Annotated in this window: 20 protein-coding genes; 7 read left to right on the forward strand and 13 right to left on the reverse strand. The window is 42.7% G+C overall.

Annotated features, from left to right (window positions below; translation table 11 throughout):
- The first annotated feature begins 168 nt into the window (after window positions 1-168).
- The 4 genes from DDT91_RS04805 to DDT91_RS04820 all read left to right on the forward strand — a co-directional run bounded on the left by DDT91_RS04805 (window position 169) and on the right by DDT91_RS04820 (window position 6,027).
- On the forward strand, window positions 169-660 hold the full coding sequence (locus tag DDT91_RS04805) for a DNA topoisomerase IV (protein ID WP_187174998.1): 492 nt from the start codon (window positions 169-171) through the stop codon (window positions 658-660).
- 9 nt (window positions 661-669) lie between these two features.
- Window positions 670-2,580 (forward strand): DNA topoisomerase IV subunit B, encoded by a 1,911-nt coding sequence (locus DDT91_RS04810; RefSeq protein WP_187174999.1) that lies wholly within the window; start codon window positions 670-672, stop codon window positions 2,578-2,580.
- Between the two features lie 107 nt (window positions 2,581-2,687).
- On the forward strand, window positions 2,688-5,306 hold the full coding sequence (locus DDT91_RS04815; protein WP_187175000.1) for a DNA gyrase/topoisomerase IV subunit A: 2,619 nt from the start codon (window positions 2,688-2,690) through the stop codon (window positions 5,304-5,306).
- 19 nt (window positions 5,307-5,325) lie between these two features.
- The gene (locus DDT91_RS04820) at window positions 5,326-6,027 is read left to right on the forward strand and encodes an RNA methyltransferase (RefSeq protein WP_187175001.1); all 702 of its coding nucleotides are present in this window, start codon (window positions 5,326-5,328) and stop codon (window positions 6,025-6,027) included.
- Window positions 6,028-6,040: 13 nt separating this feature from the next.
- Here the strand turns inward: DDT91_RS04820 and DDT91_RS04825 are convergent, their stop codons facing one another.
- Window positions 6,041-6,637, reverse strand: a complete 597-nt coding sequence (locus DDT91_RS04825; protein WP_187175002.1) for a hypothetical protein — start codon at window positions 6,635-6,637, stop codon at window positions 6,041-6,043.
- Window positions 6,638-6,749: 112 nt separating this feature from the next.
- Between DDT91_RS04825 and DDT91_RS04830 the strand changes: the two genes are divergently transcribed.
- Window positions 6,750-8,324 (forward strand): hypothetical protein, encoded by a 1,575-nt coding sequence (locus DDT91_RS04830; RefSeq protein ID WP_187175003.1) that lies wholly within the window; start codon window positions 6,750-6,752, stop codon window positions 8,322-8,324.
- Window positions 8,325-8,374: 50 nt separating this feature from the next.
- Here the strand turns inward: DDT91_RS04830 and DDT91_RS04835 are convergent, their stop codons facing one another.
- A complete protein-coding gene (locus tag DDT91_RS04835) occupies window positions 8,375-8,812 on the reverse strand; it encodes a peptidylprolyl isomerase (RefSeq protein ID WP_187175004.1) in 438 nt (145 codons plus the stop codon).
- Between the two features lie 126 nt (window positions 8,813-8,938).
- Entirely contained in the window at window positions 8,939-10,543 is a 1,605-nt protein-coding gene (pckA, locus tag DDT91_RS04840; RefSeq protein WP_187175005.1) for a phosphoenolpyruvate carboxykinase (ATP), read from the reverse strand.
- Window positions 10,544-10,886: 343 nt separating this feature from the next.
- Between pckA and DDT91_RS04845 the strand changes: the two genes are divergently transcribed.
- On the forward strand, window positions 10,887-12,386 hold the full coding sequence (locus DDT91_RS04845; protein ID WP_370539291.1) for a peptide MFS transporter: 1,500 nt from the start codon (window positions 10,887-10,889) through the stop codon (window positions 12,384-12,386).
- 491 nt (window positions 12,387-12,877) lie between these two features.
- Here the strand turns inward: DDT91_RS04845 and DDT91_RS04850 are convergent, their stop codons facing one another.
- The 9 genes from DDT91_RS04850 to pdeM form a co-directional block, all read right to left on the reverse strand.
- Complete coding sequence (locus DDT91_RS04850; protein WP_187175007.1) at window positions 12,878-15,934, reverse strand: carboxypeptidase-like regulatory domain-containing protein; 3,057 nt, start codon at window positions 15,932-15,934, stop codon at window positions 12,878-12,880.
- A 327-nt stretch (window positions 15,935-16,261) separates the two neighbouring features.
- Complete coding sequence (gene gldC / locus DDT91_RS04855) at window positions 16,262-16,603, reverse strand: gliding motility protein GldC (RefSeq protein WP_187175008.1); 342 nt, start codon at window positions 16,601-16,603, stop codon at window positions 16,262-16,264.
- Window positions 16,604-16,660: 57 nt separating this feature from the next.
- Complete coding sequence (locus DDT91_RS04860; protein ID WP_187175009.1) at window positions 16,661-17,320, reverse strand: 3-oxoacid CoA-transferase subunit B; 660 nt, start codon at window positions 17,318-17,320, stop codon at window positions 16,661-16,663.
- A 64-nt stretch (window positions 17,321-17,384) separates the two neighbouring features.
- Window positions 17,385-18,083, reverse strand: coding sequence for a CoA transferase subunit A (locus tag DDT91_RS04865; protein ID WP_187175010.1), 699 nt, complete (start codon window positions 18,081-18,083; stop codon window positions 17,385-17,387).
- Window positions 18,084-18,094: 11 nt separating this feature from the next.
- The gene (locus DDT91_RS04870) at window positions 18,095-19,018 is read right to left on the reverse strand and encodes a bifunctional riboflavin kinase/FAD synthetase (RefSeq protein WP_187175011.1); all 924 of its coding nucleotides are present in this window, start codon (window positions 19,016-19,018) and stop codon (window positions 18,095-18,097) included.
- On the reverse strand, window positions 19,005-19,688 hold the full coding sequence (gene truB / locus DDT91_RS04875; RefSeq protein WP_187175012.1) for a tRNA pseudouridine(55) synthase TruB: 684 nt from the start codon (window positions 19,686-19,688) through the stop codon (window positions 19,005-19,007). Before truB ends, DDT91_RS04870 begins: the two co-directional genes overlap by 14 nt.
- Before the next feature lie 40 nt (window positions 19,689-19,728).
- Entirely contained in the window at window positions 19,729-19,938 is a 210-nt protein-coding gene (locus DDT91_RS04880) for a DUF3098 domain-containing protein (protein ID WP_187175013.1), read from the reverse strand.
- 3 nt (window positions 19,939-19,941) lie between these two features.
- Window positions 19,942-20,832, reverse strand: coding sequence for an ABC transporter permease (locus tag DDT91_RS04885; RefSeq protein WP_187175014.1), 891 nt, complete (start codon window positions 20,830-20,832; stop codon window positions 19,942-19,944).
- Window positions 20,833-20,874: 42 nt separating this feature from the next.
- Entirely contained in the window at window positions 20,875-21,573 is a 699-nt protein-coding gene (gene pdeM, locus DDT91_RS04890) for a ligase-associated DNA damage response endonuclease PdeM (protein ID WP_187175015.1), read from the reverse strand.
- Between the two features lie 48 nt (window positions 21,574-21,621).
- Here pdeM and DDT91_RS04895 point away from each other — a divergent pair, with 48 nt between their 5' ends.
- Window positions 21,622-22,065 (forward strand): DUF2147 domain-containing protein, encoded by a 444-nt coding sequence (locus tag DDT91_RS04895; protein ID WP_187175016.1) that lies wholly within the window; start codon window positions 21,622-21,624, stop codon window positions 22,063-22,065.
- Window positions 22,066-22,119: 54 nt separating this feature from the next.
- Here DDT91_RS04895 and metX read toward each other — a convergent pair whose 3' ends face one another.
- Window positions 22,120-23,169 carry a homoserine O-acetyltransferase gene (gene metX, locus DDT91_RS04900; protein WP_187175017.1) on the reverse strand — a complete coding sequence of 350 codons (1,050 nt, stop codon included), beginning with the start codon at window positions 23,167-23,169 and terminating at the stop codon, window positions 22,120-22,122.
- Window positions 23,170-23,172 lie beyond the last annotated feature (3 nt).

Below are 23,172 nucleotides of genomic sequence, written 5' to 3' on the forward strand. Positions count from 1 at the left end.
AATTTTCAGTCCGGGTTGAATTCAGGAAGTCAAGATTAGAAACTTGATCTTCACTGATTTGGATCAAGGCTTTGAATAGTCTGACATTCTTTGACACTTTCCGAACATGAAGAAAGCCCCGAAGGTTTATCCAAATCGGTTATATTAGCACGTTCAATCACTCATTTCATGTATTACAGATTCGGAAAAGCATTCTATTTCGTAAGCATATTGGCTTTTGTTTTCTTCTTATTGTATTTCTATTCGGCGATGCCCGAGCAAGTGGGTATCAGCGTGGATGAAACCGGAATAGTGAATAGGGATTGGGAAAAAGGGACTTTCTTTTACGCGATGATCGCTACATTTTTGATTTTCAATGCGGCTACACTCTTTACTCCAAAATCCCTGGAGACCAAAACCAACAAAAAAATGCATCGGATTTTTCCGGTTGGAGATCCCTACAGAGATTACATTTTGGCTTGGTTTTATTCATTTGGCGCATTGATCAATTTGAGTTTAGGGCTCTTGGTTTTTTATGTTCATGCCATCAATAATCAGGAAGAAATCGCCGCCAGCTCCTTTAGTTTTTGGTTTTTCCTGATGCCTTCTTTACTTTTTGTATGGGTGGTGATGTTGTTTGTTTTGCTTGTGGGAAAATTCAAATCTGTTCAGCGCTCCTAATTTAGACTTATGGCAGAACCAGTAAAATATACCGAAGACAGTATCAAATCCCTAGATTGGAGGGAGCATATTCGTCTCAGACCCGGGATGTATATCGGAAAGTTGGGAGACGGAAGCGCCCAGGATGACGGGATTTACGTATTGGTAAAAGAAATCCTGGACAACTCCATCGACGAGCACATGATGGGGCACGGACGAACCATCGATGTTAAAATTTCCGAACATAAAGTAGAGGTAAGAGATTACGGTAGAGGCATCCCTTTGGGAAAAGTGATCGACTGTGTTTCCAAAATCAATACCGGAGGAAAATACGATTCCGGAGCTTTTCAAAAGTCTGTAGGGCTAAACGGGGTCGGTACCAAAGCTGTGAACGCCCTCTCTGATTTTTTCAAAGTTCAGTCTTTTCGGGACGGAGAGACCAAAATGGCAGAATTCGAAAAAGGGGTGCTAGTCAATGACCCTCCAGTGGATAAAACCTCTGAGCGAAATGGAACGCGGGTTACCTTCTCTCCGGATGCTTCGATTTTCAAAAACTACCATTTTATCCCCGAATATCTCGAAAATCAAATCTGGAATTATGCTTACCTCAATGCCGGTCTGACCATCAATTACAACGGCAAGAAGTATTTCTCTGACAAAGGGCTCTACGATTTGCTTTCTAACAAGGTAGATGAGGAAAGCATTCGATATCCCATAATCCACCTTAAGGGAAATGACATCGAAGTCGCCTTGACCCACTCCGGAAGCTATGGTGAAGAATATTATTCCTTTGTCAACGGACAGTACACCACTCAAGGGGGGACGCACCTCGCCGCTTTCCGAGAGGCGATCGTGAAGACCATTCGCGAGTTTTACAAAAAAGATTACGATGCCTCCGATATTCGTCAATCAGTGGTGGCAGCTATAGCTGTGAGGGTTCAGGAGCCCGTCTTTGAATCCCAAACCAAGACCAAGCTCGGCTCTCAAAACATCGGACCGGATGGCCCAACACTGAGGACTTTTGTGAATGACTTCATCAAAACCGAGCTGGACAACTACCTGCACAAAAATCCAGCTGCCGCTGATGCCTTGCTCAAGAGGATTTTGCAATCTGAGCGGGAGAGAAAAGAAATTTCCGGTATCAAAAAGCTGGCAAATGAGCGAGCGAAAAAGGCCAATCTTCATAACAAAAAGCTTAGAGATTGTCGTGTCCACTACGACGATCCTAAAGGCGACGAAGACATCAAAAACAAGACGATGCTCTTTATCACCGAAGGTGATTCGGCCTCCGGATCGATCACCAAAAGCCGGGATGTGCAGACTCAAGCGGTTTTTTCTCTTCGTGGTAAGCCGCTCAACTGTTTTGGCATGACCAAAAAAGTGGTATATGAAAATGAGGAATTTAACCTCCTTCAGCATGCCTTGAATATCGAAGACGGGATTGAAAATCTCCGTTACCGAAAGATCGTCATTGCCACCGATGCGGATGTGGATGGCATGCATATCCGCTTGTTGATAATGACCTATTTCCTCCAGTTTTTCCCGGATTTGGTGAAAAACGGGCACTTGTTTATCCTCGATACTCCACTTTTCCGGGTAAGAAACAAGAAGGAAACGATCTATTGCTATTCAGACGAAGAGAGGCAACGGGCAATTCATAAGCTTGGTAATAAACCTGAAATCACCCGATTCAAAGGATTGGGGGAAATCTCTCCGGAAGAGTTTGGCAAGTTTATCGGTGAGGATATCCGATTGGACCCCATCATCCTGAACAAGGACACCAAGATCTCTGATTTGCTGACTTTCTACATGGGTAAAAACACGCCAGACCGTCAAAATTTCATCATCGACAACCTAAGAATTGAAAAAGATTTGGCACTCGATGACCCGAAAAAGACAGAAGAAAAAGAAGAAGAAGAAGAAGAAACAGAGGCCGCTTAAGCACACAAAATGGCTTTGAATTTTCATGAATCAAAAGCCCAATTCAAATAAGAAATTCCACAAGAAAGAAGTAATCCTTGCTTTCGAATAAATATTGGAAGAATTAAATGAGCGACGAAACTAATCTAGCCGAAGGCGCAGACGAAAGTTTGCACGATTCCATCCCGGTGACGGGCATGTATAAAGACTGGTTTTTGGATTACGCATCCTATGTGATCCTGGAGCGAGCTGTTCCTGCCATCGAAGACGGCCTGAAGCCTGTTCAGCGTAGGATTCTGCACGCCATGAAAGAAATGGATGATGGGCGATTCAACAAAGTGGCCAACATCATCGGACAGTCCATGCAATACCATCCCCACGGTGACGCCTCTATAGGTGATGCTATCGTGAATTTGGGTCAAAAAGAACTTCTGATCGAAACTCAAGGAAATTGGGGTGATGTACGTACCGGTGACGGTGCTGCAGCAGCACGATACATTGAGGCTAGACTTTCCAAATTTGCACTCGAAGTAGTTTTCAATCCACAGACTACCGAGTGGCAGCTTTCGTATGATGGCAGGAAACGTGAACCGGTCACTTTGCCGGTCAAATTTCCGCTTTTGCTTGCCCAGGGAGTGGAAGGAATTGCAGTGGGACTTTCTACTAAAATCCTTCCCCACAACTTCCGTGAACTCATCGAAGGCTCTATCGAGATTCTGAAAGGGAACAAGACGAATGTCCTTCCTGATTTTATGACAGGAGGCTTGGCTGATTTTTCAGATTATCAGGAAGGTTTAAGAGGGGGGAAGATCAAGGTTAGAGCTAAAATTGAAGAGGAAGATAGCAAGACTTTATTAATCAAGGAGATACCGTATGGAACAACTACTGATTCCTTGATTGATTCCATCCTAAAAGCCAATGACAAGGGCAAGATTAAGATTAAAAAGGTGGTGGATAACACGGCCAAGGATGTAGAAATCCAGATCCAATTGGCGCCGGGAGTTTCTCCGGATGTGACCATAGATGCACTCTATGCCTTTACAGACTGTGAAGTGTCTATTTCTCCTAATGCCTGTGTGATTATCGAAGAAAAGCCGGTGTTCCTCACGGTCAATCAAATTCTCGAATACAACACCAAGCAGACCAAGGAACTACTACGAAGGGAATTGGAAATCCGAAAAGGAGAACTTTTGGAGAAGTTGCTTTTCTCCTCTTTGGAAAAAATCTTTATCGAAAACCGAATCTACCGTGACATTGAAGAATGTACGACTTGGGAGGCTGTTTTGGAAGCAATTGATAAAGGTCTCGAGCCTTACAAACCTGATTTTTACAGGGAAATCACCCAGGAAGACTTGGTTCGACTGACCGAAATCAAGATCAAGCGGATTTCGAAGTTTGACGCCTTCAAGGCAGACGAACTGATGAAGCGTCTTCAAGAGGAATTGAAGGAGGTGAATTACAACTTAAAACACCTGACTGATTTTGCCATTGCGTACTATCAGAATCTGCTGGATAAGTATGGAAAAGGTCGCGAACGAAAGACCGAAATCCGTGCCTTCGATACTATTCAGGCAGCTGTGGTAGCAGCCAACAATGCCAAACTTTATGTCAACCGGACCGATGGGTTTGTTGGGTATGGATTGAAGAAGGACGAGTTTGTGTGTGACTGCTCAGATTTGGATGATATCATCGCCATCCGCAGGGACGGAAAGATGGTGGTCTCCAAAATCCAGGAAAAGCTTTTCATGGGTAAGGACATCTTGTTCGTAGGTGTATTTCGAAAGAATGACGAGCGGATGACTTACAATCTGATCTACCTGGATGGAACCTCTGGCCGAACCATGGTCAAGCGCTTCCAGGTAGGAGGGATTACCAGAGATAAGGAATATGATCTGACCAAAGGAACCAAAGGATCTAAAGTGCTTTACCTTACAGCGAATCCAAATGGAGAAGCAGAAACAGTCACTGTTTATTTAACCCAAGGTGCCAAAGCAAGGGTAAAGGTTTTTGACTTTGATTTTGCGGAAATCGAGATCAAAGGAAGAGGTGCAGGCGGAAATATATTAACGAAGTATCCGGTGCGTAAAATCCAATTCAAGATGGAAGGAAAATCCACCTTAGGAGGATTGAATGTGTACTATGATCCATCTGTTGGCCGATTGAATACGGATCAACGGGGCAGATTGATAGGAAACTTCCTTGGAGACGATAAGATTTTGGTGTGCTATAAAAACGGCGACTATGAGCTCACAAGCTTTGAATTAACCAACCGATATGAAGCAAATGAGGTCGTATTGATTCAGAAATTTGATCCTCAAAAAGTCATTTCTGCTATTTATTACGACGGTGCCACCAAGACTCACTTCGTCAAGAGATTCCTAATAGAGACCACGACGGTGAATAAGCGATTTAACTTTATATCGGATCATAAGCAGTCTTATCTCAAAGTGGTGACGACCGATTCCCAGGCACAGGTGATTGTGACTGTAATGAAGGGAAAAGAAGAGGAGCAATTAGAGTATGATCTCGAGATGCTTATTGATGTGAAGGGTTGGAAAGCCATAGGTAATAAACTCAGCGCCTATCCAGTCAAAGAAATTCAGCTTATCGAATCAGCGGCTACCAAGTCTGAGGAATCGGAAGATTCCGAGGATTCCGATACCGATTCTGAAGATCAACTGGAGATCGGAAGCAAGATAGATCTGACACCGAAGAAAGACGACGAAGAACAATTGGGGCTATTTTAAATAGCCCTCTTTTTTGAGAATGAGCGAGAGAGATACTTCCGTAGATTTTGATCAGGGGCTTTTAGAATACTTGGGCCAATACATTACCGAGCATAAAAAATCGGTCATGGAACGGGTATTAAGCAAGAGAACACGATTTTTTACGGTGGTTTTAGAGGATATTTTCAAGCCTCACAATGCCAGCGCAGTGATCCGGACCTGCGATTGCTTTGGACTCCAGGATATCCATGTCATCGAAAAGACCAATGAGTACAAAATTAACCCCTATGTCACGCGAGGGGCCTCGCAATGGGTGGATTTGCATAAATACCATCGACAAGAAGGATCTTCAGTGGATGCCTGTTTCGAATTTTTGAGAAAAAAGGGATATAAAATCTACGGGACCAGTCCGGCTCCGACTTCCATCTCCATTTATGATCTGGAGCCTTCCGAAAAGCTCGCTTTAGTCTTTGGAAACGAGCACGAAGGTATCAGTGAAGAAGTAAAACAAAAAGCGGATGGTTTGGTCCATATCCCCATGCTTGGGTTTACTGACAGCTTCAACATCTCCGTGTCTGCCTCCATTTTCCTGTATGATTTGATCAAAAAAGCCGGCGCTTACCAGCATCCTGATTTTTACTTATCCGAGGAAGAAAAAAATCTCCTACGAATGAAATGGTACCGGGAAATTGTCAAGCACTCGGATCTTCATGAAAAAATGTATTGGAAGCAAAAGGAGTAAGTTGGGCGATCAATTACCTTTTGAAGATGTCAGAAAAAGGTTTGCGCTGAGGCTGATTTTTGGCTTGTCTGGCCTTTTTCCGTTGTTTTTGCCTTTTCTTTTGCTCCTTACTTTTTACCAAAACTGTCCGGGCTGATATTCCTACCTGACCTCGATAAAATTCTTCTCTTCCTGCCAAATTGAAGTTTGGCTTGTAATCCAAGGAAATCACTGCATTGGCAAGAGTCATTTCGATGCCTGCAATCAGGTCAATTCCCGTGGTTGCATTTCCATAGGTATGGATAATTTCTTTGGTTGTTGGATTTTTTACAAAGCTTTCTTCCTTGCCAAAAGAGAGACCTCCTCCATAATAATAATTGAAGCGCTTAGAAATGATCGGATGATGCTTTTGCCCTAAGATGGCGAAAGTGGTATTCCTGCTAAAATCCGATTGTAAAATCGCCTCTACAGTACCTTTTTCAAAAATTCTTTGCTGAAGACTAATTCCAACAGTCCGATTGATATCTGAATTTCCCAACCTTAGACCAAAAGCCGTCCCGTATCGTTGAGCAGTGGATTGACCTATAGTCAAGAGAGTGTAAATCAGGATCAAAATAAGGCCTTTTTGCATAGAGGTTGAATTTTGGGAAAATCCGACGTTCAATTATCATTCCATTAATAATCACCTCTAAAATGAAGCTGATCTTTTATTAGCTTAGAGAAGCTATTAACATGGTATTCAAATGAAAAAGCTATTCAAAATTATAGGGAGTCTAGTTCTTTTAGCACTTCTGGGAATCATAGGATATGGAGTTTACCAATTTCGGGATCGGCATAAAGGGTATGAAGTCGATTTAAATCTCTCCTCTGAATTGGGAGTGATCAAAGTCGGCTTCGCCAAAGTGGATATTACTCCTCAAATTTTTGAAACCTGGACCGATGTGGATGGGGACTCCCGCTATAATCCCGAAAAAGGGGATACTTACGAGGATAGTAATGGAAACGGAAGGTTTGATGCGATTTGGCTGGCAGGTTTCCATAATTCCAGGCCGGCTCAGTCGGTTTTGGATCCGCTTTGGGCGAGAGCCATGGTATTGGAATCCGGTGAAGTCAAGATGGCCCTTTGCGTGATTGATATGATCGGTTATGGAAATGATGAAGTGATTGCAACCAGAAAAATGATTCAGGAGAGCATTCCGGATTTGGATTATGTCATAATTTCCAGTACCCATGTGCATTCTTCCCCTGACCTAATGGGAATGTGGGGTCCCTCAGAATATACAAGAGGGGTAAATCCTGATTACCTCAGCCAAGTACAGGAAGGCATCAGACAAGCCGTAAATCAAGCTTATCAAGATAGGAGGCCTGCGAAATTCAGATTTGCCGAAGAAAAGGAAAAACTCAAACCTCTGGTGGGAGATACCCGACCTCCCTTGGTTTTTGATGCCTCGTTGAAACTCATGCAGGTGCTTGATGCAGAAACCGGTCAGACCATCGGAACTCTGATGAACTGGGGAAATCATCCGGAAACGCTTTGGTCTCAAAACATTCAACTCAGTTCTGATTTTGCAGATCCTTGGCGAAACATGGTGGAAAACGGGATACAGGTAAATGATTCGCTTAAGCTAGATGGTGTAGGAGGAGTGGCAATTTTTCTAAATGGGGCTGTAGGTGGCCTCATGACTACCTTTCCTGATATGCCTGTGGAAGATCCATTCACTTTGGAAAAGATCCAAAAACAATCACCCGAAAAAGTTCAAGCTCAAGGAAAAGCCTTAGCAAAAGCTACTCTGGAAGCTCTTCAGGACACGAGCGCTGCCATTTACACAAACTTGGATCTAAATCTGAAGGCAAAGACAATTGACCTCAAAATGGACAATGGCTTATTCCAATTGGCGGCATTTATAGGAATTTTCGATAGAGGTTTTACCGGTTGGAAGCAGATTCGATCTGAAGTTTCGGCATGGACCTTGGGACCAGCCACGTTTGTTCATGTACCTGGGGAACTTTATCCTGAAATTCTCCATGGAGGTATCGAATCTCCCGAAGGCGGAGACTTTGGAATTGAGCCAGTCGAAGTTCCTTCAATTCAGAGCAAAATTCCCGGAACTATCAAGTTTTTTGCGGGGATGTCCAATGACATGATCGGGTACATCGTCCCTAAAAGTCAATGGGATGTAAAAGCTCCATTTACCTATGGCTACCAAGATCGCCCATATGGTGAAATCAATTCTTTGGGACCGGATACAGCCCCAAAAATCCATTCAGAGCTTTTGAAACTGCTTGAAGAATTAAGAGTGCTTTCCAAAAAGGATTGAAGACATAGATAGGCTCTTAAGTAAAAATCCCCTCATAGAGGGGATTTTGGTTAGGATTCATGAATGATGATTTTCTCGATTTTATCTCCGGCCCGGATTGCATCGATTACATCTAGTCCTTCTACTACCTTGCCGAAGCAAGTATGGTTGCGGTCCAGATGAGCAGTATTTGTTCGGCTGTGACAGATAAAAAATTGGGAACCTCCTGTATTTCTACCGGCATGAGCCATAGAAAGGACACCTCGGTCATGGTATTGATTACCTCCATCCAGTTCACATTTGATTTTGTAACCAGGACCTCCGGTACCGTTTCCGACAGGGCAACCACCTTGAATCACAAAATTTGGAATCACCCTGTGAAAGGTCAATCCATCGTAGAAATGTTTATTGGCAAGGTCCACGAAGTTTTGAACAGTATTAGGTGCGTCTTTTTCATAAAATTCCACCTTCATGGTGCCCTTTTCTGTAATAATTTCAGCTGTTCTCATGAGTATTAAAATTCAGTAAAATTGGTTTAAAAGCATTTGATTTTGCCTTGCGCAAAAATAGGATTAGATCTGATTATTCTTTGAATTAAAAAGGAAAAGGAGTGAAAAACACTCCTTTTCATTCTCCTATTTTACTTTTGGAGCGCCTGTGAGGATTTCCGGACTGGCGTATTCTCTATATTTTTCAAAGTTTTTGACGAAAGCGGCAGCGAGTTCCTTGGCTTGCTCATCATAGGCATTGGGATCTGCCCAGGTATTTCTTGGATTCAATACCTCTGCGGGTACGTTGGGGCAAATTTTTGGTACCTCGAATCCAAATACAGGATCTACATGCATAGGGGCGAAATCCAGTTTTCCTTCCAAAGCTGCCGAAATCATAGCTCGGGTATAGGAAAGCTTCATTCTTGATCCTACTCCATAAGGACCACCGGTCCATCCAGTGTTTACCAACCAAACATTGACCTCATTTTTCTCCATTTTTTCGCCAAACAACTGAGCATAATTAGTGGGGTGGAGAGGAAGGAATGCAGCCCCAAAGCAAGCCGAAAAGGTAAGTTTGGGCTCGGTTACCCCCATTTCAGTTCCAGCTACTTTGGCCGTGTATCCGGAAATAAAATGGTACATAGCCTGACTTTTATTCAGTCTGGAAATTGGAGGAATTACGCCAAAGGCATCAGCCGTTAAGAAAAAGATGTTTTTGGGAACACTGGCAATGGATGGCTCTAAGGAGTTTGCAATATGGTGAATCGGGTAGGCTGTCCTTGTGTTTTCCGTGACCTCCTTGTTGAAGAAATCGACGTCCCTGGTTCCCGGCTTGAATCGGGTGTTTTCTACGATTGCTCCAAATTTGATGGCATCATAGATTTCAGGTTCTTTTTCACGGGTCAAGTCGATCACTTTGGCATAGCAACCTCCTTCGAAATTAAATACCGAGTCCTCGGTCCACCCATGCTCATCATCTCCTATCAACTTTCGGTTTGGATCGGCAGATAAGGTGGTTTTTCCAGTTCCAGAAAGGCCAAAAAATATAGCCGTATCTCCGTCATTTCCAACATTGGCTGAACAATGCATGGAAAGGACATGTCTTTGATAAGGCAGAATGAAATTTAAAACAGAAAAAATACCTTTCTTCATTTCTCCGGCATAGCCCGTGCCTCCAATTAAAATCACCCTCTTGCTTAGGTTCAAAATCGCAAAATTAGGATTGGAAACACCGTCTGTTTCCGGATCAGCCTCAAATTCCGGTGCACAAATTATGGTGAAGTCGTGTTCAAAATCCTGCAATTCTTTGGAAGTAGGACGGAGGAACATGTTAGAGCAAAAAAGATTGTGCCAAGCCAAGGTATTGACCACTCTTAGGTTGAGCCTGTAATCTGGATCGGCGCCTGCATAAGCATCCCTCACGTAAAGATCCTTTTCTTCAAGGAATCGAGTCATTTTGTCGTATATCCTCTCAAAATGACTTTCTGAAAGCGGGATATTGATGTCTCCCCACCATACCGAATCCTGGGTCAGTTCATCTTTCACCACATAGCGATCCTTTGGTGATCTACCGGTAAATTTTCCGGTATCCGCCATGAATGCTCCAGTGGAAGTTAATTTGCCTTCCTTCCTAGCCAAGGCATGTTCAACCAATTCTGCCGGAGTAAGATTGTAAAACACCTTTGCGCTGCTGGCAAAGGGTAAAAAGGAATGGATAGAAGTTTTGGGTTCCTGAACCAAGTCCTGCATACATATTTGGGTTTATTGTCTGAAAATTGTCTGGTCAAAATTAGCTAATTACTTACAATCTCAAATTAAAAAAACCTTGTTTTTTTGCTTTTCAATCGATTTCGAAGAAAAATCCAAAAAATATTTGGTAAGTGAAATTTCCTTTTCTGAAGCAGGGTGGATTTTGGAAAAGAAGTTTGAAATTTTGCATACTAAAAGCATGGCCTCCAATCATTCTTTGCATTCAAGTGACAAAAAAGTTTATCATTGCAAAATATATTAAACCCAAATTTTCAATCTCTTGAAAAATCAATCAACCTCAGAATTCAGCGGCGAGACTGCCTTTGGTCATCCTAAAGGATTGATGACCCTCTTCTTTACAGAAATGTGGGAACGCTTCAGCTATTATGGTATGCGTGCCCTTTTGATCTTATTTATGACAAAGGCCATAGTAGATGGTGGGCTGGGTTTTGACGATAAAACAGCGGGTGCAGTCTATGGTCTCTATACCATGGGGGTTTACTTGTTGGCCCTTCCCGGTGGGTGGTTGGCAGATCGCCTATTTGGTTTGAAAAAGTCGGTATGGTATGGTGGGATTATTATTGCATTAGGCCACTTTACCATGGCCCTTCCCGGCGTTCAGGGATGGATTAGCGGAGCGTCTGAAGTCAAGCAATCTTTGAGCGCCTTGGATACGACTTCTTTCTTCCTTGGGCTTATCTTGATTGTATTGGGTACCGGGCTACTGAAACCCAACATCAGTTCCATTGTAGGTCAACTGTATCCTGCAGGAAGTTCCAAGCGTGATGCCGGGTTCTCCATTTTTTACATGGGTATTAACATAGGTGGATTTATCGCGCCGATTGCTTGTTCCACGGTGGCGGAATATGATATGCACCTTGGATTTGGTTTAGCTGGATTAGGGATGGTATTTGGATTGATCCAGTATAAAATGACCGGAAGCGCCTTGGAAGGCTATGGAGAGGCTCCGGTAGTCACTACTCAAGCCGAAAAAGACACCCAGAAAAAGCTCAGGTCTACTACTTCCCTGATCGGTTTGATTGGAGCTGCAGTGATTGCTGTTCTATTCACAGGTGTTATTCCAATTAATGCATCCGCGATAGCCGGCGCATCGGGTTCTGTGATTGCAGTTGTGGCTTTTGGTTATTTGGGTTATGTGATAGCTTTCGGCGGTCTGAATAAGGCCGATAAGGGCAAGGTTGGTGTGATTGCGGTGTTATTCATTTTCTCTGCCATGTTTTGGTCTGGATTTGAGCAAGCAGGTTCTACTCTTAATCTTTTTGCAGAGCGATTTACCGATAGAACTATCTTGGGATGGAACATCCCGACAGGCTACTTCCAGTCAATCAATTCTTTATTCATTATTATTTTCGCTCCGTTTTTTGCTGCCCTTTGGGTTTGGTTGGGTAGAATGAATCTGGAGCCGAGTTCACCTTTGAAATTTACCTTTGGACTCTTGCTTTTAGGACTAGGATTTTTTGTGATGTATTTCGCTACCAAAATAGCCGCTTCCGGTGAGCTGGCTGCTCCAAGCTGGTTGATCATCACCTATTTGCTCCATACGTTTGGTGAGTTGAGCTTATCTCCCGTAGGCCTTTCCTTGGTTACCAAATTGGCGCCAAATGGCTACGGAGGGCAAATGATGGGTATCTGGTTCCTTTCCGTGGCTTTGGGTAATCTATTTGCTGGCTTGATTGCAGGTGAAGCGAGTGGTGGGTCTGAAGAAGGATTGGCGGCCATGCCGGATCAGTTTATGCTGATCGTATATACAGTTATCGGGTCCGCTGCCGTACTTTTCTTGCTCAAACCAATTTTAAGAAAAATGATGGGAGAGGTACATTGATATCGCATCTCATTTGGTTCAGTTTACAAACACCTGCCCAAAAAGGCAGGTGTTTTTTTGTTTATTTTTTTGAGACCAAAGTTTCCGCTTTACTTCAAACCAGGATTCCAAGAGTTATGGACAGTCTTGGGAGGGCTACTTCTTGACAAATAAATAAGAAAAGCCATTGATTCCGTTTAGCCTTATTTGGAGGATACAGAGCTTAATTTTTTCTTCTTTCTGTGATTCAGGTTTCAACTGGTTGCATTTTCTAAGGCACGGAAAACTTATATTGGATGGCCTTAAATTTTAATCGAATCCTTAGGTTTATTTTGAAACCCTGATTCGAATTCCAAGAATAAGTATTCTCTTCCTTCATACTTCTGCTCCTAGATGCTTTGCTATCAGAAGGACTTACAATTTAATCCTCTCGACTGAGGTTGTTTGAAAGGATGCAAAAAAAGAGGCTGTCCTAATGAACAGCCTCTATGGATATAAAGGTGGATGCGTGATTAGTTCAAGAACTCATCGAAGGTGATGCTTACATAATACATGGTTCCTACTGTTGGGTTACCCCATGCTTGTCTGTATCCCGTATTGTTGAACAAGTTGGTTCCACCAAATTTCAAGATGGACTTGATTGGCTTCATTTTGTAGCTCAACTGAGCATCGAAGGTACCGAAAGCAGGCATTACAGAAAGCTGCTGAGAAGATACCGCAGGAGCCACGAATGAAGATTGCCATACAAATTCTCCTTGCCATCTGTAAGAAACGGCAAAACCGATGTTTTTAGCCACTTCGCGGTTAGCAAAATTGATTACATAGCGATACTCTGGCGTGTTGAAAGAAGGCTGGAATCCAGTTTCGGCCAATTCGTCCAAATTGCTAAGGGTGTTGTAAGAAACGTTACCACCAAGAGAGTAATTCTTCGGAAGCTTATAATCCGCACCGAAAGCCCATCCCCAAGAGTTAATGATCTCAGTTCTGTTTACAGGCATGGAATAGATCGCTCTTCCACCCGGACCAACTCCAATGAGATTCAAGCCTGTAATCGTATTGGGGCCCTGAGAACCTGTGGCAGGATTACCGTCTTGAACTAGTACCTGACCGCCGATGAAGTTTTCAAATCGATTGAAATAGGCATACGTGTCAATCAACAATCTATTGGCAAATAAGCCTTTATAGCCGATTTCAAATGACTTTACTACTTCAGGTTTAAACGTGGTTTGTTCAAATGGAGTGAGTTTATCAAGGTTTGCGGTAGAGGCGTTGGCTGGAACAATAGTAGCGGCATACTTGGGAACTAAAGTTGGAACCAAAGCAGCAATCGCTGCAGGAGCCTGAGAAGGAGGAATCAATCCTTGTTGAACCTGCTGAGTCACTATTGCAGTAGCTTCTGCAATGGCGAGTTGTGTTGATTGTTGAATACTTTGTTGGTAAACAGGGGACCCTGGTCGTGTATCAGCCGATACTGCAGCCCCAAAATTCTGTACCGTTGCCAAAGAGTAAACCGGGTTTCCGGAGAAATTATATCTATCTCTCAAGATGGGCAATCCACCGATCAATCTTGCTTGAGGAGTCACCAGATCAATGTATTGATCTTGAGTGGTTGGGATACGGAAGCCAGTCTGATAGGATGCTCTGAAGTTGTGATTTCCGGCAGAATAAACCCCAGAAACTCTAGGAGACCATTGTCCTTCAAAGTTTTCATTTTTGTCGTATCTCAGAGAAGCGGTCAATTTGAATTTATCATCAAACAGCTTTTTAGTTCCTTGTAGGTAACCGCCGTATTCGTTGATTCTGAATTCATTTCCTGCCTCATCTACAGCAAAAAGGGTTTTTTCTGAGTTCAAGGCATAGATCCTATAGTTTGCCCCCATGACAAAATCCGCAAACTTGATTCCGGTAAAGGAATAAGAACCTTCAAAATGGTAGAGGTTTGTTTTATCCACAAACTGGGAACCTATGTTTCTTGGAATATTCAGGAATTGGCCTGGAATAGGAGTAGAGGTGGTATTTTTCAAGGCTTGGTTGAACTCAGCAGATCCTGGAAGGAATCTTCCCTGGTCTGCCACGTTTCTTCCCTGAAGGTGAGCAGCCTCATCTGTAAGACCTTGAAGTTTAGCTTGGGTAAATGCTCCTACATATTGAGCATACCATAATTCAGAAGGCTTCCAAGCTTCATTGATGGCGTTGGCAGCAATACCGACTGCAAAAGCATCACCTGATCGCTCCTGAGTTGTGTAAGCTCTCACAAACCAGTTAGCTCCTTTCAATTCCGCCTTGTATTGGCCCAAGTTAAAGTTGGCAATGGAATAACGGTCGGCACCGGTATACACTGTGGTACCATAGCCATAGTTTCCTTGAAGAATCGCTTCCACTCGGTCATTAATTCTCCAATGCAAAGCAGCATTAAATTTCAAGGATTTGGTATTGTAATCAGCCAAATCTCTTTCAGCGTACCCTGTTCTTGATACAGGTGTCTGTGGGATCAATGGAAGGGCCGCCGCTGGCAAAAGGCCTCGCTGAATCAAACTCTGTGCAACAGAATAAATGTTTTGCGTACCCTCATCACCATAAATATTTACACCGTTATATCCTGGATTGTTAACTCTGGAACCAGTCTCAATAGTGGAACCATTGAGTAGCGATTGATCTCTGAAATCATTTGCCTGCCAATCGTCAGCAGCCAGGTACGCCATATTTACTTTGAAGGCGACTTTGTCGCTAAGTGCTTTGGCGTAACGCGCACTGAAGTCATAAAATCCAGTGCCTGGAGTAGATCTGCTATCCTCATTCATGAATCCTGTTCTGAGGTTAGCAGAGAGTCCCTGATACTGGAATGGATTTTTGGAAGTCATCAACAAAATACCGTTGATGGCATTTGGTCCATAAAGAGCGGAGGAAGCACCAGGAAGTAATTCCACACTTTCCAAGTCCAATTCGGAAATACCCACAATGTTCCCCACGGAGAAGTTCAAACCTGGGGCCTGATTGTCCATACCATCGATCATTTGTACGGTTCGCACGTTTCCGTTGGCATTAAAACCACGAGTGTTGAAAGACTTAAAGGTCAAAGACTGAGTACTCATCTCCACTCCCTTCATGTTATTCAAGGCATCATAAAAACTCGCTTGAGGCACTTCTCTGATCGCTATGATGTCCATTTTCTCAACAGATACCGGAGATTTCATAATGCTTTCCTCCACACGGGAAGCAGAAATGACCACCTCTTGGCCCATAATGGAAGATTCGGCAAGTTCCACGGTAAGATTGGACATACCCCCTGTAACTTCTACCTCCTTCGAATTGTAACCCACCATGGAGAAGATCAAGGTAAAGGGAGGTGCCTGATTCACATTTAGGGTGAATTTTCCGGAAAGGTCAGTGATCGTGCCGATTACTTTTCCTTTCACAATGATATTCACCCCTACCAAGGTTTCCTTAGTGTCGGCATCTGTGACCGTTCCGGAGATGGTCGTCTGGGCTAGTGCTATTGTAGTTCCCAAGGAAACTAACAATACCAATGAAAACACTGAGCCCCAGATTTTTCTGGTAAAATTTTTCATAGGCTATTTTGTGATTTTTTTAGGATGATGTTTGAAGCTTTATCACAATAAATCAATTCCTCGAAATTTATAGTAAAAAGGCAATTTTCAATTAAGTTGCCCTAAAAAAAATAAGTAAATATCAGTGTTCAAAAATGGCTGAAATTGGAAACTGAGGGCTCTTTTTAAGTAAAACGTTAACAAATAGCAGGTTCTATTAATAATTAATAATTACTCTTTCAGTTTTATTGGAAATTCATTAAATAATATTTTTTTAAAAGATTTTTTACCAAACAAAAAAGCCCATTTTTATAATGGGCTCAAATCAAAATATGGGAAATTAAAGTATTATATACTTTTCTTATTCTCTTCATTGACATGCTTCACGAGTCGGTCACAAAGGTCTTTCATTTCTTCAGACATGTACTCATCTCCGGTACTATTTAGGATAGTCTGTGCCATGCCCCCGATAATATCGATATAGAAGCGCTTCATTTCTACAACTGACATGTCTTCTGTCCAAAGGTCAATTCTCAATGTAGAATGATTCAGGTTATCCCAAACATTCAGACTGATACTTTTGGTAGATTCCAGGCCTTCTGCCTCCTTATCCGAAGCATCCCACTGAATGGCCTTTGGGAGATTATTTGCATCCAGTTCGACCTGGAATTTGATTTCTGACTTTTTCATTTTTTGGAATTTTATCGGGAAACCTTCCTTAGGCATTACTGGTTCCCGACTGCGAAATTAATCGAAAATCATTTCAGGAATTTCTCCTTCGATGATCAATTTGCCGGCAGTTTTTGACTGAATTTCTTCCACAGTCACTCCAGGTGCACGCTCTTTAAGAATAAATCCTCCTTGTGGAGCTATTTCAAGCACTGCTAGATCAGAGACAATTTTCTTGACACATTTGATCCCTGTAATCGGAAGAGTGCAAGAGGGCAGTAGCTTGGATTGCCCATCTTTGGAGCAATGTTGCATAGCTACGATGATGTTTTTGGCTGAAGCTACCAAATCCATCGCTCCTCCCATCCCTTTCACCATTTTACCGGGAATCTTCCAGTTGGCGATATCCCCGTTTTCAGAGACTTCCATGGCTCCTAAAATCGTAAGATGAACGTGACCTCCTCTAATCATGGCAAATGATTCTGCTGAGTTAAACAATGCCGAACCCGGAACCATCGTGATCGTTTGCTTTCCTGCATTGATCAGATCAGGATCAACCAGATCTTCGGTAGGGAAGGGGCCTATTCCCAAAAGGCCATTTTCTGACTGAAGGACCACATCCAGGTGGGAGGGAATATAATTGGCAACAAGGGTAGGGATGCCGATTCCCAGATTTATATACTGCCCGTTTTTCACCTCTTTGGCGATTCGTTGGGCGATTTGTTCTTTCGTTAACATTTGGGTTTTTTCTAAGATCCAAGACTTAAGAAGCAAGAAAAAATAAAATCCGACTTCTTCTTACTTATTTTTTAGAGATAGTTCTTTGTTCAATCCGCTTTTCGTAGTCTTTACCTTGGAAAACGCGCTGAACATAGATTCCAGGAGTGTGAATCTGATTGGGATCCAATTCACCTGCAGGTACTAGCTCTTCCACTTCCGCAATGGTGATTTTACCAGCAGCTGCCATCATAGGATTGAAGTTTCTTGCTGTTCCCCTGAAAATCAAATTTCCGGCGGTATCACCTTTCCAGGCTTTTACCAAAGAAAAATCAGCTTTCAGCCAGCGCTCCATCAAATATAATTTCCCATCAAACTCCCGTGTTTCTTTTCCCTCTGCCACTTCAGTGCCTACACCGGCAGGGGTAAAAAATGCTGGTATGCCGGCACCGCCTGCCCGAACACGCTCGGCCAAGGTGCCTTGGGGAATAAGTTCCACTTCCAATTCTCCACTTAATAGTTGGCGCTCAAATTCTGCATTTTCTCCCACATAGCTGGAAATCATCTTTTTCACCATTCTTTTTTTAAGTAGCAGACCAATTCCGAAATCGTCGACTCCGGCATTGTTTGACACAATGGTAAGTCCGTTGATATCCTTTTCAAGAAGGGCTGAAATGCAATTTTCGGGAATACCGCTCAGTCCAAATCCCCCCATCATCAGGAAGGCACCGCTGGGAATATCTGCCACAGCTTCCCGGGCATCTTTGACAGTTTTGTTGATCATTATAGTTGGGTTTATAGTAGTGACTTAGCTGTTTTCTGATCCTGGATCAGTTGGTTTTTTAAAGCCTCCAGACTTTCAAACTTTTTCTCTTCCCGGATAAACTCTCTGAAATAAATGGTAATCAGCTTATTATAAAGATCACCCTGGAAATCAAACAGGTGGGCTTCCACTGTCTTTCTCGAACCATCTACTGTGGGCCTGTTGCCAATATTAAGCATGGCTTTATACAACAGACCGTCTACCTTAGCCTCCACTGCATAAACGCCGTCATGGGGGATAAGTTTGTAATCATTGGGAATATGGATGTTGGCTGTAGGAAAACCAATTGATCTGCCGATTTGCTGGCCTTTGACGACCAAGCCGTTCAATTCATAAGGTCTGCCCAAGTAATTTGTAGCGGTCTTGATATCTCCCGATTCCAGAGCTTTGCGGATTTTAGTGCTTGAGACTCCAATATCATCCACATCCTGTCGTGAGATTTCTTCCAAATCAAATCCCAACTCCTGACTATGATCCTGTAAGTATTCAAAGCTTCCTTCACGGTTTTTTCCAAACCGATGATCATATCCGATTACCAGTTTCTTGGTTTGGATTTTTTCAACCAAAATCTTCTTGATAAACTCTTCAGAAGACATTTGCGAAAATTCCTGGGTAAAAGGAATTGTAACTAAATGGTCTATTCCAAATTGTCTCAGTAAGTTAGCCTTTTCTTCAAAAGTGGAGAGTAGCCGAAGGTGGTGTTCGGTCGGATAAAGGACTAATCTCGGATGGGGCCAAAAGGTAATCAGGACCGTTTCACCCTCAATGGCTCGTGCAATTTCTCGTATCCTGTGAATGATTTTTTGGTGGCCAAGGTGGACTCCGTCAAAAGTACCCGATGTGACAACTGCATTGGGAACGGGATGAAATCCTTCTAAACCTTCATAGATTTTCATGTTGCCGAGCTTTAATTTCTTCAACTAAGGCGAGGACATTCTTAGCTTCTGTTAGCCTAAATTCGCCTATTCTGGTTCGACAAAGTGTTTTCAAATAGGCACCTACTCCTAGTATTTCGCCCAAATCCCGGGCAAGACTTCGGATATAGGTTCCCTTGGAACAGGAAATTCGAAAATCTACCTCATTTCCTTCGAATCCAGTGATTTCAAATTCCCTTACTTCAACTGGCCTGGCTTCCATTTTGACTTCTTTTCCGGCTCGTGCAGATTCATAGACCCGCTTGCCATCCACCTTGATCGCAGAATGCATAGGCGGTACCTGAAAGATGTTTCCAGTGAGTTGTCTAGCTGCTTCTTTTACCTGTTCTAAAGTAATGTGCGAGGGATCGGCAACTGGGACAACAGGCTTTTCCAAATCAAATGACTCGGTGGTAGCTCCAATGACAAAGGTTCCAGTGTATTCCTTTTCTTGACCCATAAAGGTCTCAATCTGTTTGGTCATTTTGCCTGTACAGACGATCAGGAGGCCAGTCGCCAAAGGGTCTAAAGTACCTGCATGCCCTACTTTTTTGATTCGAAGGGCATTTCTGACTTTTTTGACCACATCAAATGAGGTCCAATCCAGAGGTTTGTCGATCAGAAAAACTTCTCCGTATGCTTCTTGCTGCATGGGTGATTAATAAGCTTTCTGGAGGAAAGCAGTTGAGGAATTAGCTTTTTTCTGACTTTGCAAAAATTGCGTAGAATTCAAAAATAAATCCGGCCAAGGTTACAATAGGACCGATAGTCAGACCCAAAATCCCATTCCCATGGGGTTCCCCATCCATTCCGATCAAAATAAAACCCAAGACAATAAGTCCTAAGCCGATCAGCATGAGGCGGTAGTTTTTTTTGGAAAAAGGAAACGATGAATTGCTCATGATTTAATAAAGTTCGTCCAAGGACATGTTTAAATATTTATTGACTGCACGCAAAGTGCTGAGGGTTGATAAAATGCCTCCGAAAATGATTAATCCGGCAAAAAGAATCAGCATCCATTCCAGATTTTGAAGCATCGCAAAACCTTCGATATTGGCTTGGGTGTATTGGATGATTGCAAATAAAATTCCGGAAGCCGCTAATCCTGCCAGCATTCCAAAGAAAAAAGCACGAATTAGAAAAGGTTTTCGGATAAACCCTCGTGTAGCACCGACCAATTGCATGGAACGAATCAGAAAGCGCTGAGAGAACAAAGCCAATCTGATGGTATTATTGATCAACATCACCACAGTGATAATGAGAATCAAAATAAAGCCTCCCATGACGATACTTACTTTCAGGAGGTTTTTGTTGATCGAGTCTACTAAATCGGTCATGTAGGAAACCTCAAAAACGCCCGGCAAAGCTTCTAATTCCTTGGCTATCAAATCAATTTGCTCTGAACTCTGAAACTCCTCAGCAACAGAAAACACGAAACTGTCACGCAAAGGGTTGTCCTCTAGAAACTTGGTAAAGTCTTCACCGGTATTTTGTACAAAGGTGGCTGCCGCCTCCTCATCGGAAATAAATCGTAAGGTCGACGTATCGGATTTGATCAGGATAAATGGCCTTGAAGAAATATTTTTTTGAAGTTCGCTCAATTCCTCCTCCGGGAGATTTTTATCTAAGAAAACCTGAATTTCCACATTTTCCCGGATCATTTTGGTCAATGATTTGGCTTGAATCAAAATGATTCCAAACAATCCAACAATAAAAAGTGAAAGTGTAGTGCTGAAAAGCACACTGCCAAATTTGAAATAGCCTAATGTTTTTTTCTTTCTTGAAGGACTAGCCATGGATTACAAAATTCAGGTCAAAAATAGAAAAGCCATCGGGATTTAACCAATCGATGTGCCAGAAAGGATGGGAATCACTTTTTCCCCCGAAATTCCCCAGATTAAATCGTCTTCTTTGGGTTCGATCAAGGCTAAACCGGTGAAATTTCCAAAACTCGGCAAAATCAAAGTGGAACCTGACCAAAAAAAACAGGGAATACGAACGGATTGACGAGCTTTTCCTCTCAATAAGATACCCGGATGAAGGTGTCCGCAGATGTTAAGGACTCCTTCTGTCTTGGGCTGCAAAGGCTCATGGGAAAGAGCAAAAGATTCTATCAGAAGCGGTTCTTTATGGATTTTTAACACCGACTGATGATAAATAGAAGGAGGAAGGATGTCATGATTTCCCATGACTAGGTGAAATTCAGTTTCGGAAAATTCAAGAAGAAAAGAGTTAAGCACTTCCCATTGTTCATTCCAGACACTATGGAAAAGGTCTCCCAGAAAGTAGGTGTGCAGGGGCCGAATTGTTTGGTGAAGTTTTTCCAGTCTTTTGAAGTCTGTTTCATGGACAGGTTCAGGAATGGGTATTCCGGATTTGCGAAAGTGCGCTGCTTTTCCAAAGTGTAAATCAGCAATCAGTAGAATATTCAATTCCTTGATCCATAGTGCTTTTTCAGGTAAAAGCATCAAGGAAAATCCATTGAAATCGACAAAATCAGCTTTTAGGTTCACTTTAAAATTTCCTACTTCCCTCATAACAATTTCAAAGCTATTCGTATTTAAGCATATCAAACCGATGTTTTTATGAAAATGCGACAATTTACTTCAGTACTTATCCTATTGATGGTGGCCATTCCAACCATTTCCATGGCACAGACTGAAAGCGCTATTTTAGGGGTATGGTATAACACTGAAAAAACCGCCCAAGTCGAAATTTTAAAAAAGGGTTCTGAATTTGTCGGAAAAATTGTCTGGCTAAAGGATCCCAATCCGGATGGAAAACCTGCCACCGACAAGCAAAACTCAGATCCAAAATTAAAAACCAGACCCTTGTTAGGCTTGCCTCTTCTCACTGGACTTAAGTATTCTTCAGGGATTTGGAAAGGAGGGGAAATCTATGACCCGCAATCAGGAAAGACCTATTCCTGTGAACTGAAACTCAAATCTCCTGAAATTTTGGAAGTAAAAGGGTACCTCGGGTTTTCTTTTGTAGGACGGACAGTCGAGTGGACAAAAGTGAAAAAGTAGTTAAAAAAGGCCTGTAGTATAACCCCACAGGCCTTTTTAGTGATAGACTTTCTCTTAATTTTCCAGATAAAAGGATTTGAGAATGTAGGCCAATTGCTCAAACTCAATCAGAAAAGCATCATGTCCTGCCGTGGAATCAATTTCCTTGTAGGTGCCTCTCCTTACTTTTTGGCTGATAAATTGAGATTCCTGAGGAAGGAAGAGTATATCTGAATTAACACCAATTGCCAATACCCTTGCTTCGATCTGTGCCAAGGCAGCATCAACCCCACCTCTGTTTCTGCCCAAGTCATGGCTGTCCATAGCTTTGGAAAGTGTCCAATAAGAAAGTGCATTGAAACGCTTGGCCAATTTTTGACCTTGGTATCTTAGGTAGGAAGAAGCCCGAAAACCATCGAGCTTTTCCTCTCTGTCAGTTTGTTTGATTCTCAAATCTGCCGGAGATCTGTAACTGAGCATCGCAATGGCACGGGCTGTTTCCAAGCCCTTTTTACCAGCTTCTTCATCCCGATTTCCCCAAGTGCAATCAGACTCGATGGCCATCCGCTGGGCTTCATTGAATCCGATGACCCAAGGTGATGTTTTTGCTGTAGATGCCAAAATCACCGCATTTTTCAATTTTTGGCCTAAGGTAATTGCCCATTCGAGTGCTACCTGACCACCTAATGAACCTCCTATCAGGGTATGGATTATTTCTAAGCCCAAATGCATTCTTAGCTTTTCCAGACTTGCAGCCAAATCCCTTGGCGTCACTTGGGGAAAGTCGTAATAATACGCTTCTCCGGTCTCAGGACTGATGCTGAATGGGTTGGTTGATCCATAATTGCTTCCCAGAAGATTGGCACAAATGATGAAATGATTGGTTGGATCAAAGAATTTATCTTCTCCGATCAATCCGCTCCACCATTCTGCTGCCTTGGAATCTCCTGTGAGGGCATGGACCACCCAGATGACGTTGGATTTTTCCGGATTGAGCTGACCATAAGTAGTATAGGCCAGATGAAATCGGGAAAGGATTTCACCTGATTCTAAGGTTAGAGGCTCATGGGAATGGAAAATTTCCTGCGTCATAGTCAAGTCTGCGAATTCGCTGATAAGGTTCATTGG

Source organism: Algoriphagus sp. AK58, from assembly GCF_014324365.1.
In the GTDB taxonomy this organism is placed as follows: Bacteria; Bacteroidota; Bacteroidia; order Cytophagales; family Cyclobacteriaceae; genus Algoriphagus.

Excerpts from the sequence above, each read along its gene's own strand:
- DDT91_RS04805 (WP_187174998.1), top strand. The coding sequence starts at position 169 with ATGTATTACAGATTCGGAAAAGCATTCTATTTCGTAAGCATATTGGCT.
- DDT91_RS04810 (WP_187174999.1), top strand. The coding sequence starts at position 670 with ATGGCAGAACCAGTAAAATATACCGAAGACAGTATCAAATCCCTAGAT.
- DDT91_RS04815 (WP_187175000.1), top strand. The coding sequence starts at position 2,688 with ATGAGCGACGAAACTAATCTAGCCGAAGGCGCAGACGAAAGTTTGCAC.
- DDT91_RS04820 (WP_187175001.1), top strand. The coding sequence starts at position 5,326 with ATGAGCGAGAGAGATACTTCCGTAGATTTTGATCAGGGGCTTTTAGAA.
- DDT91_RS04825 (WP_187175002.1), bottom strand. The coding sequence starts at position 6,637 with ATGCAAAAAGGCCTTATTTTGATCCTGATTTACACTCTCTTGACTATA.
- DDT91_RS04830 (WP_187175003.1), top strand. The coding sequence starts at position 6,750 with ATGAAAAAGCTATTCAAAATTATAGGGAGTCTAGTTCTTTTAGCACTT.
- DDT91_RS04835 (WP_187175004.1), bottom strand. The coding sequence starts at position 8,812 with ATGAGAACAGCTGAAATTATTACAGAAAAGGGCACCATGAAGGTGGAA.
- pckA (WP_187175005.1), bottom strand. The coding sequence starts at position 10,543 with ATGCAGGACTTGGTTCAGGAACCCAAAACTTCTATCCATTCCTTTTTA.
- DDT91_RS04845 (WP_370539291.1), top strand. The coding sequence starts at position 10,887 with ATGACCCTCTTCTTTACAGAAATGTGGGAACGCTTCAGCTATTATGGT.
- DDT91_RS04850 (WP_187175007.1), bottom strand. The coding sequence starts at position 15,934 with ATGAAAAATTTTACCAGAAAAATCTGGGGCTCAGTGTTTTCATTGGTA.
- gldC (WP_187175008.1), bottom strand. The coding sequence starts at position 16,603 with ATGAAAAAGTCAGAAATCAAATTCCAGGTCGAACTGGATGCAAATAAT.
- DDT91_RS04860 (WP_187175009.1), bottom strand. The coding sequence starts at position 17,320 with ATGTTAACGAAAGAACAAATCGCCCAACGAATCGCCAAAGAGGTGAAA.
- DDT91_RS04865 (WP_187175010.1), bottom strand. The coding sequence starts at position 18,083 with ATGATCAACAAAACTGTCAAAGATGCCCGGGAAGCTGTGGCAGATATT.
- DDT91_RS04870 (WP_187175011.1), bottom strand. The coding sequence starts at position 19,018 with ATGAAAATCTATGAAGGTTTAGAAGGATTTCATCCCGTTCCCAATGCA.
- truB (WP_187175012.1), bottom strand. The coding sequence starts at position 19,688 with ATGCAGCAAGAAGCATACGGAGAAGTTTTTCTGATCGACAAACCTCTG.
- DDT91_RS04880 (WP_187175013.1), bottom strand. The coding sequence starts at position 19,938 with ATGAGCAATTCATCGTTTCCTTTTTCCAAAAAAAACTACCGCCTCATG.
- DDT91_RS04885 (WP_187175014.1), bottom strand. The coding sequence starts at position 20,832 with ATGGCTAGTCCTTCAAGAAAGAAAAAAACATTAGGCTATTTCAAATTT.
- pdeM (WP_187175015.1), bottom strand. The coding sequence starts at position 21,573 with ATGAGGGAAGTAGGAAATTTTAAAGTGAACCTAAAAGCTGATTTTGTC.
- DDT91_RS04895 (WP_187175016.1), top strand. The coding sequence starts at position 21,622 with ATGAAAATGCGACAATTTACTTCAGTACTTATCCTATTGATGGTGGCC.
- metX (WP_187175017.1), bottom strand. The coding sequence starts at position 23,169 with ATGAACCTTATCAGCGAATTCGCAGACTTGACTATGACGCAGGAAATT.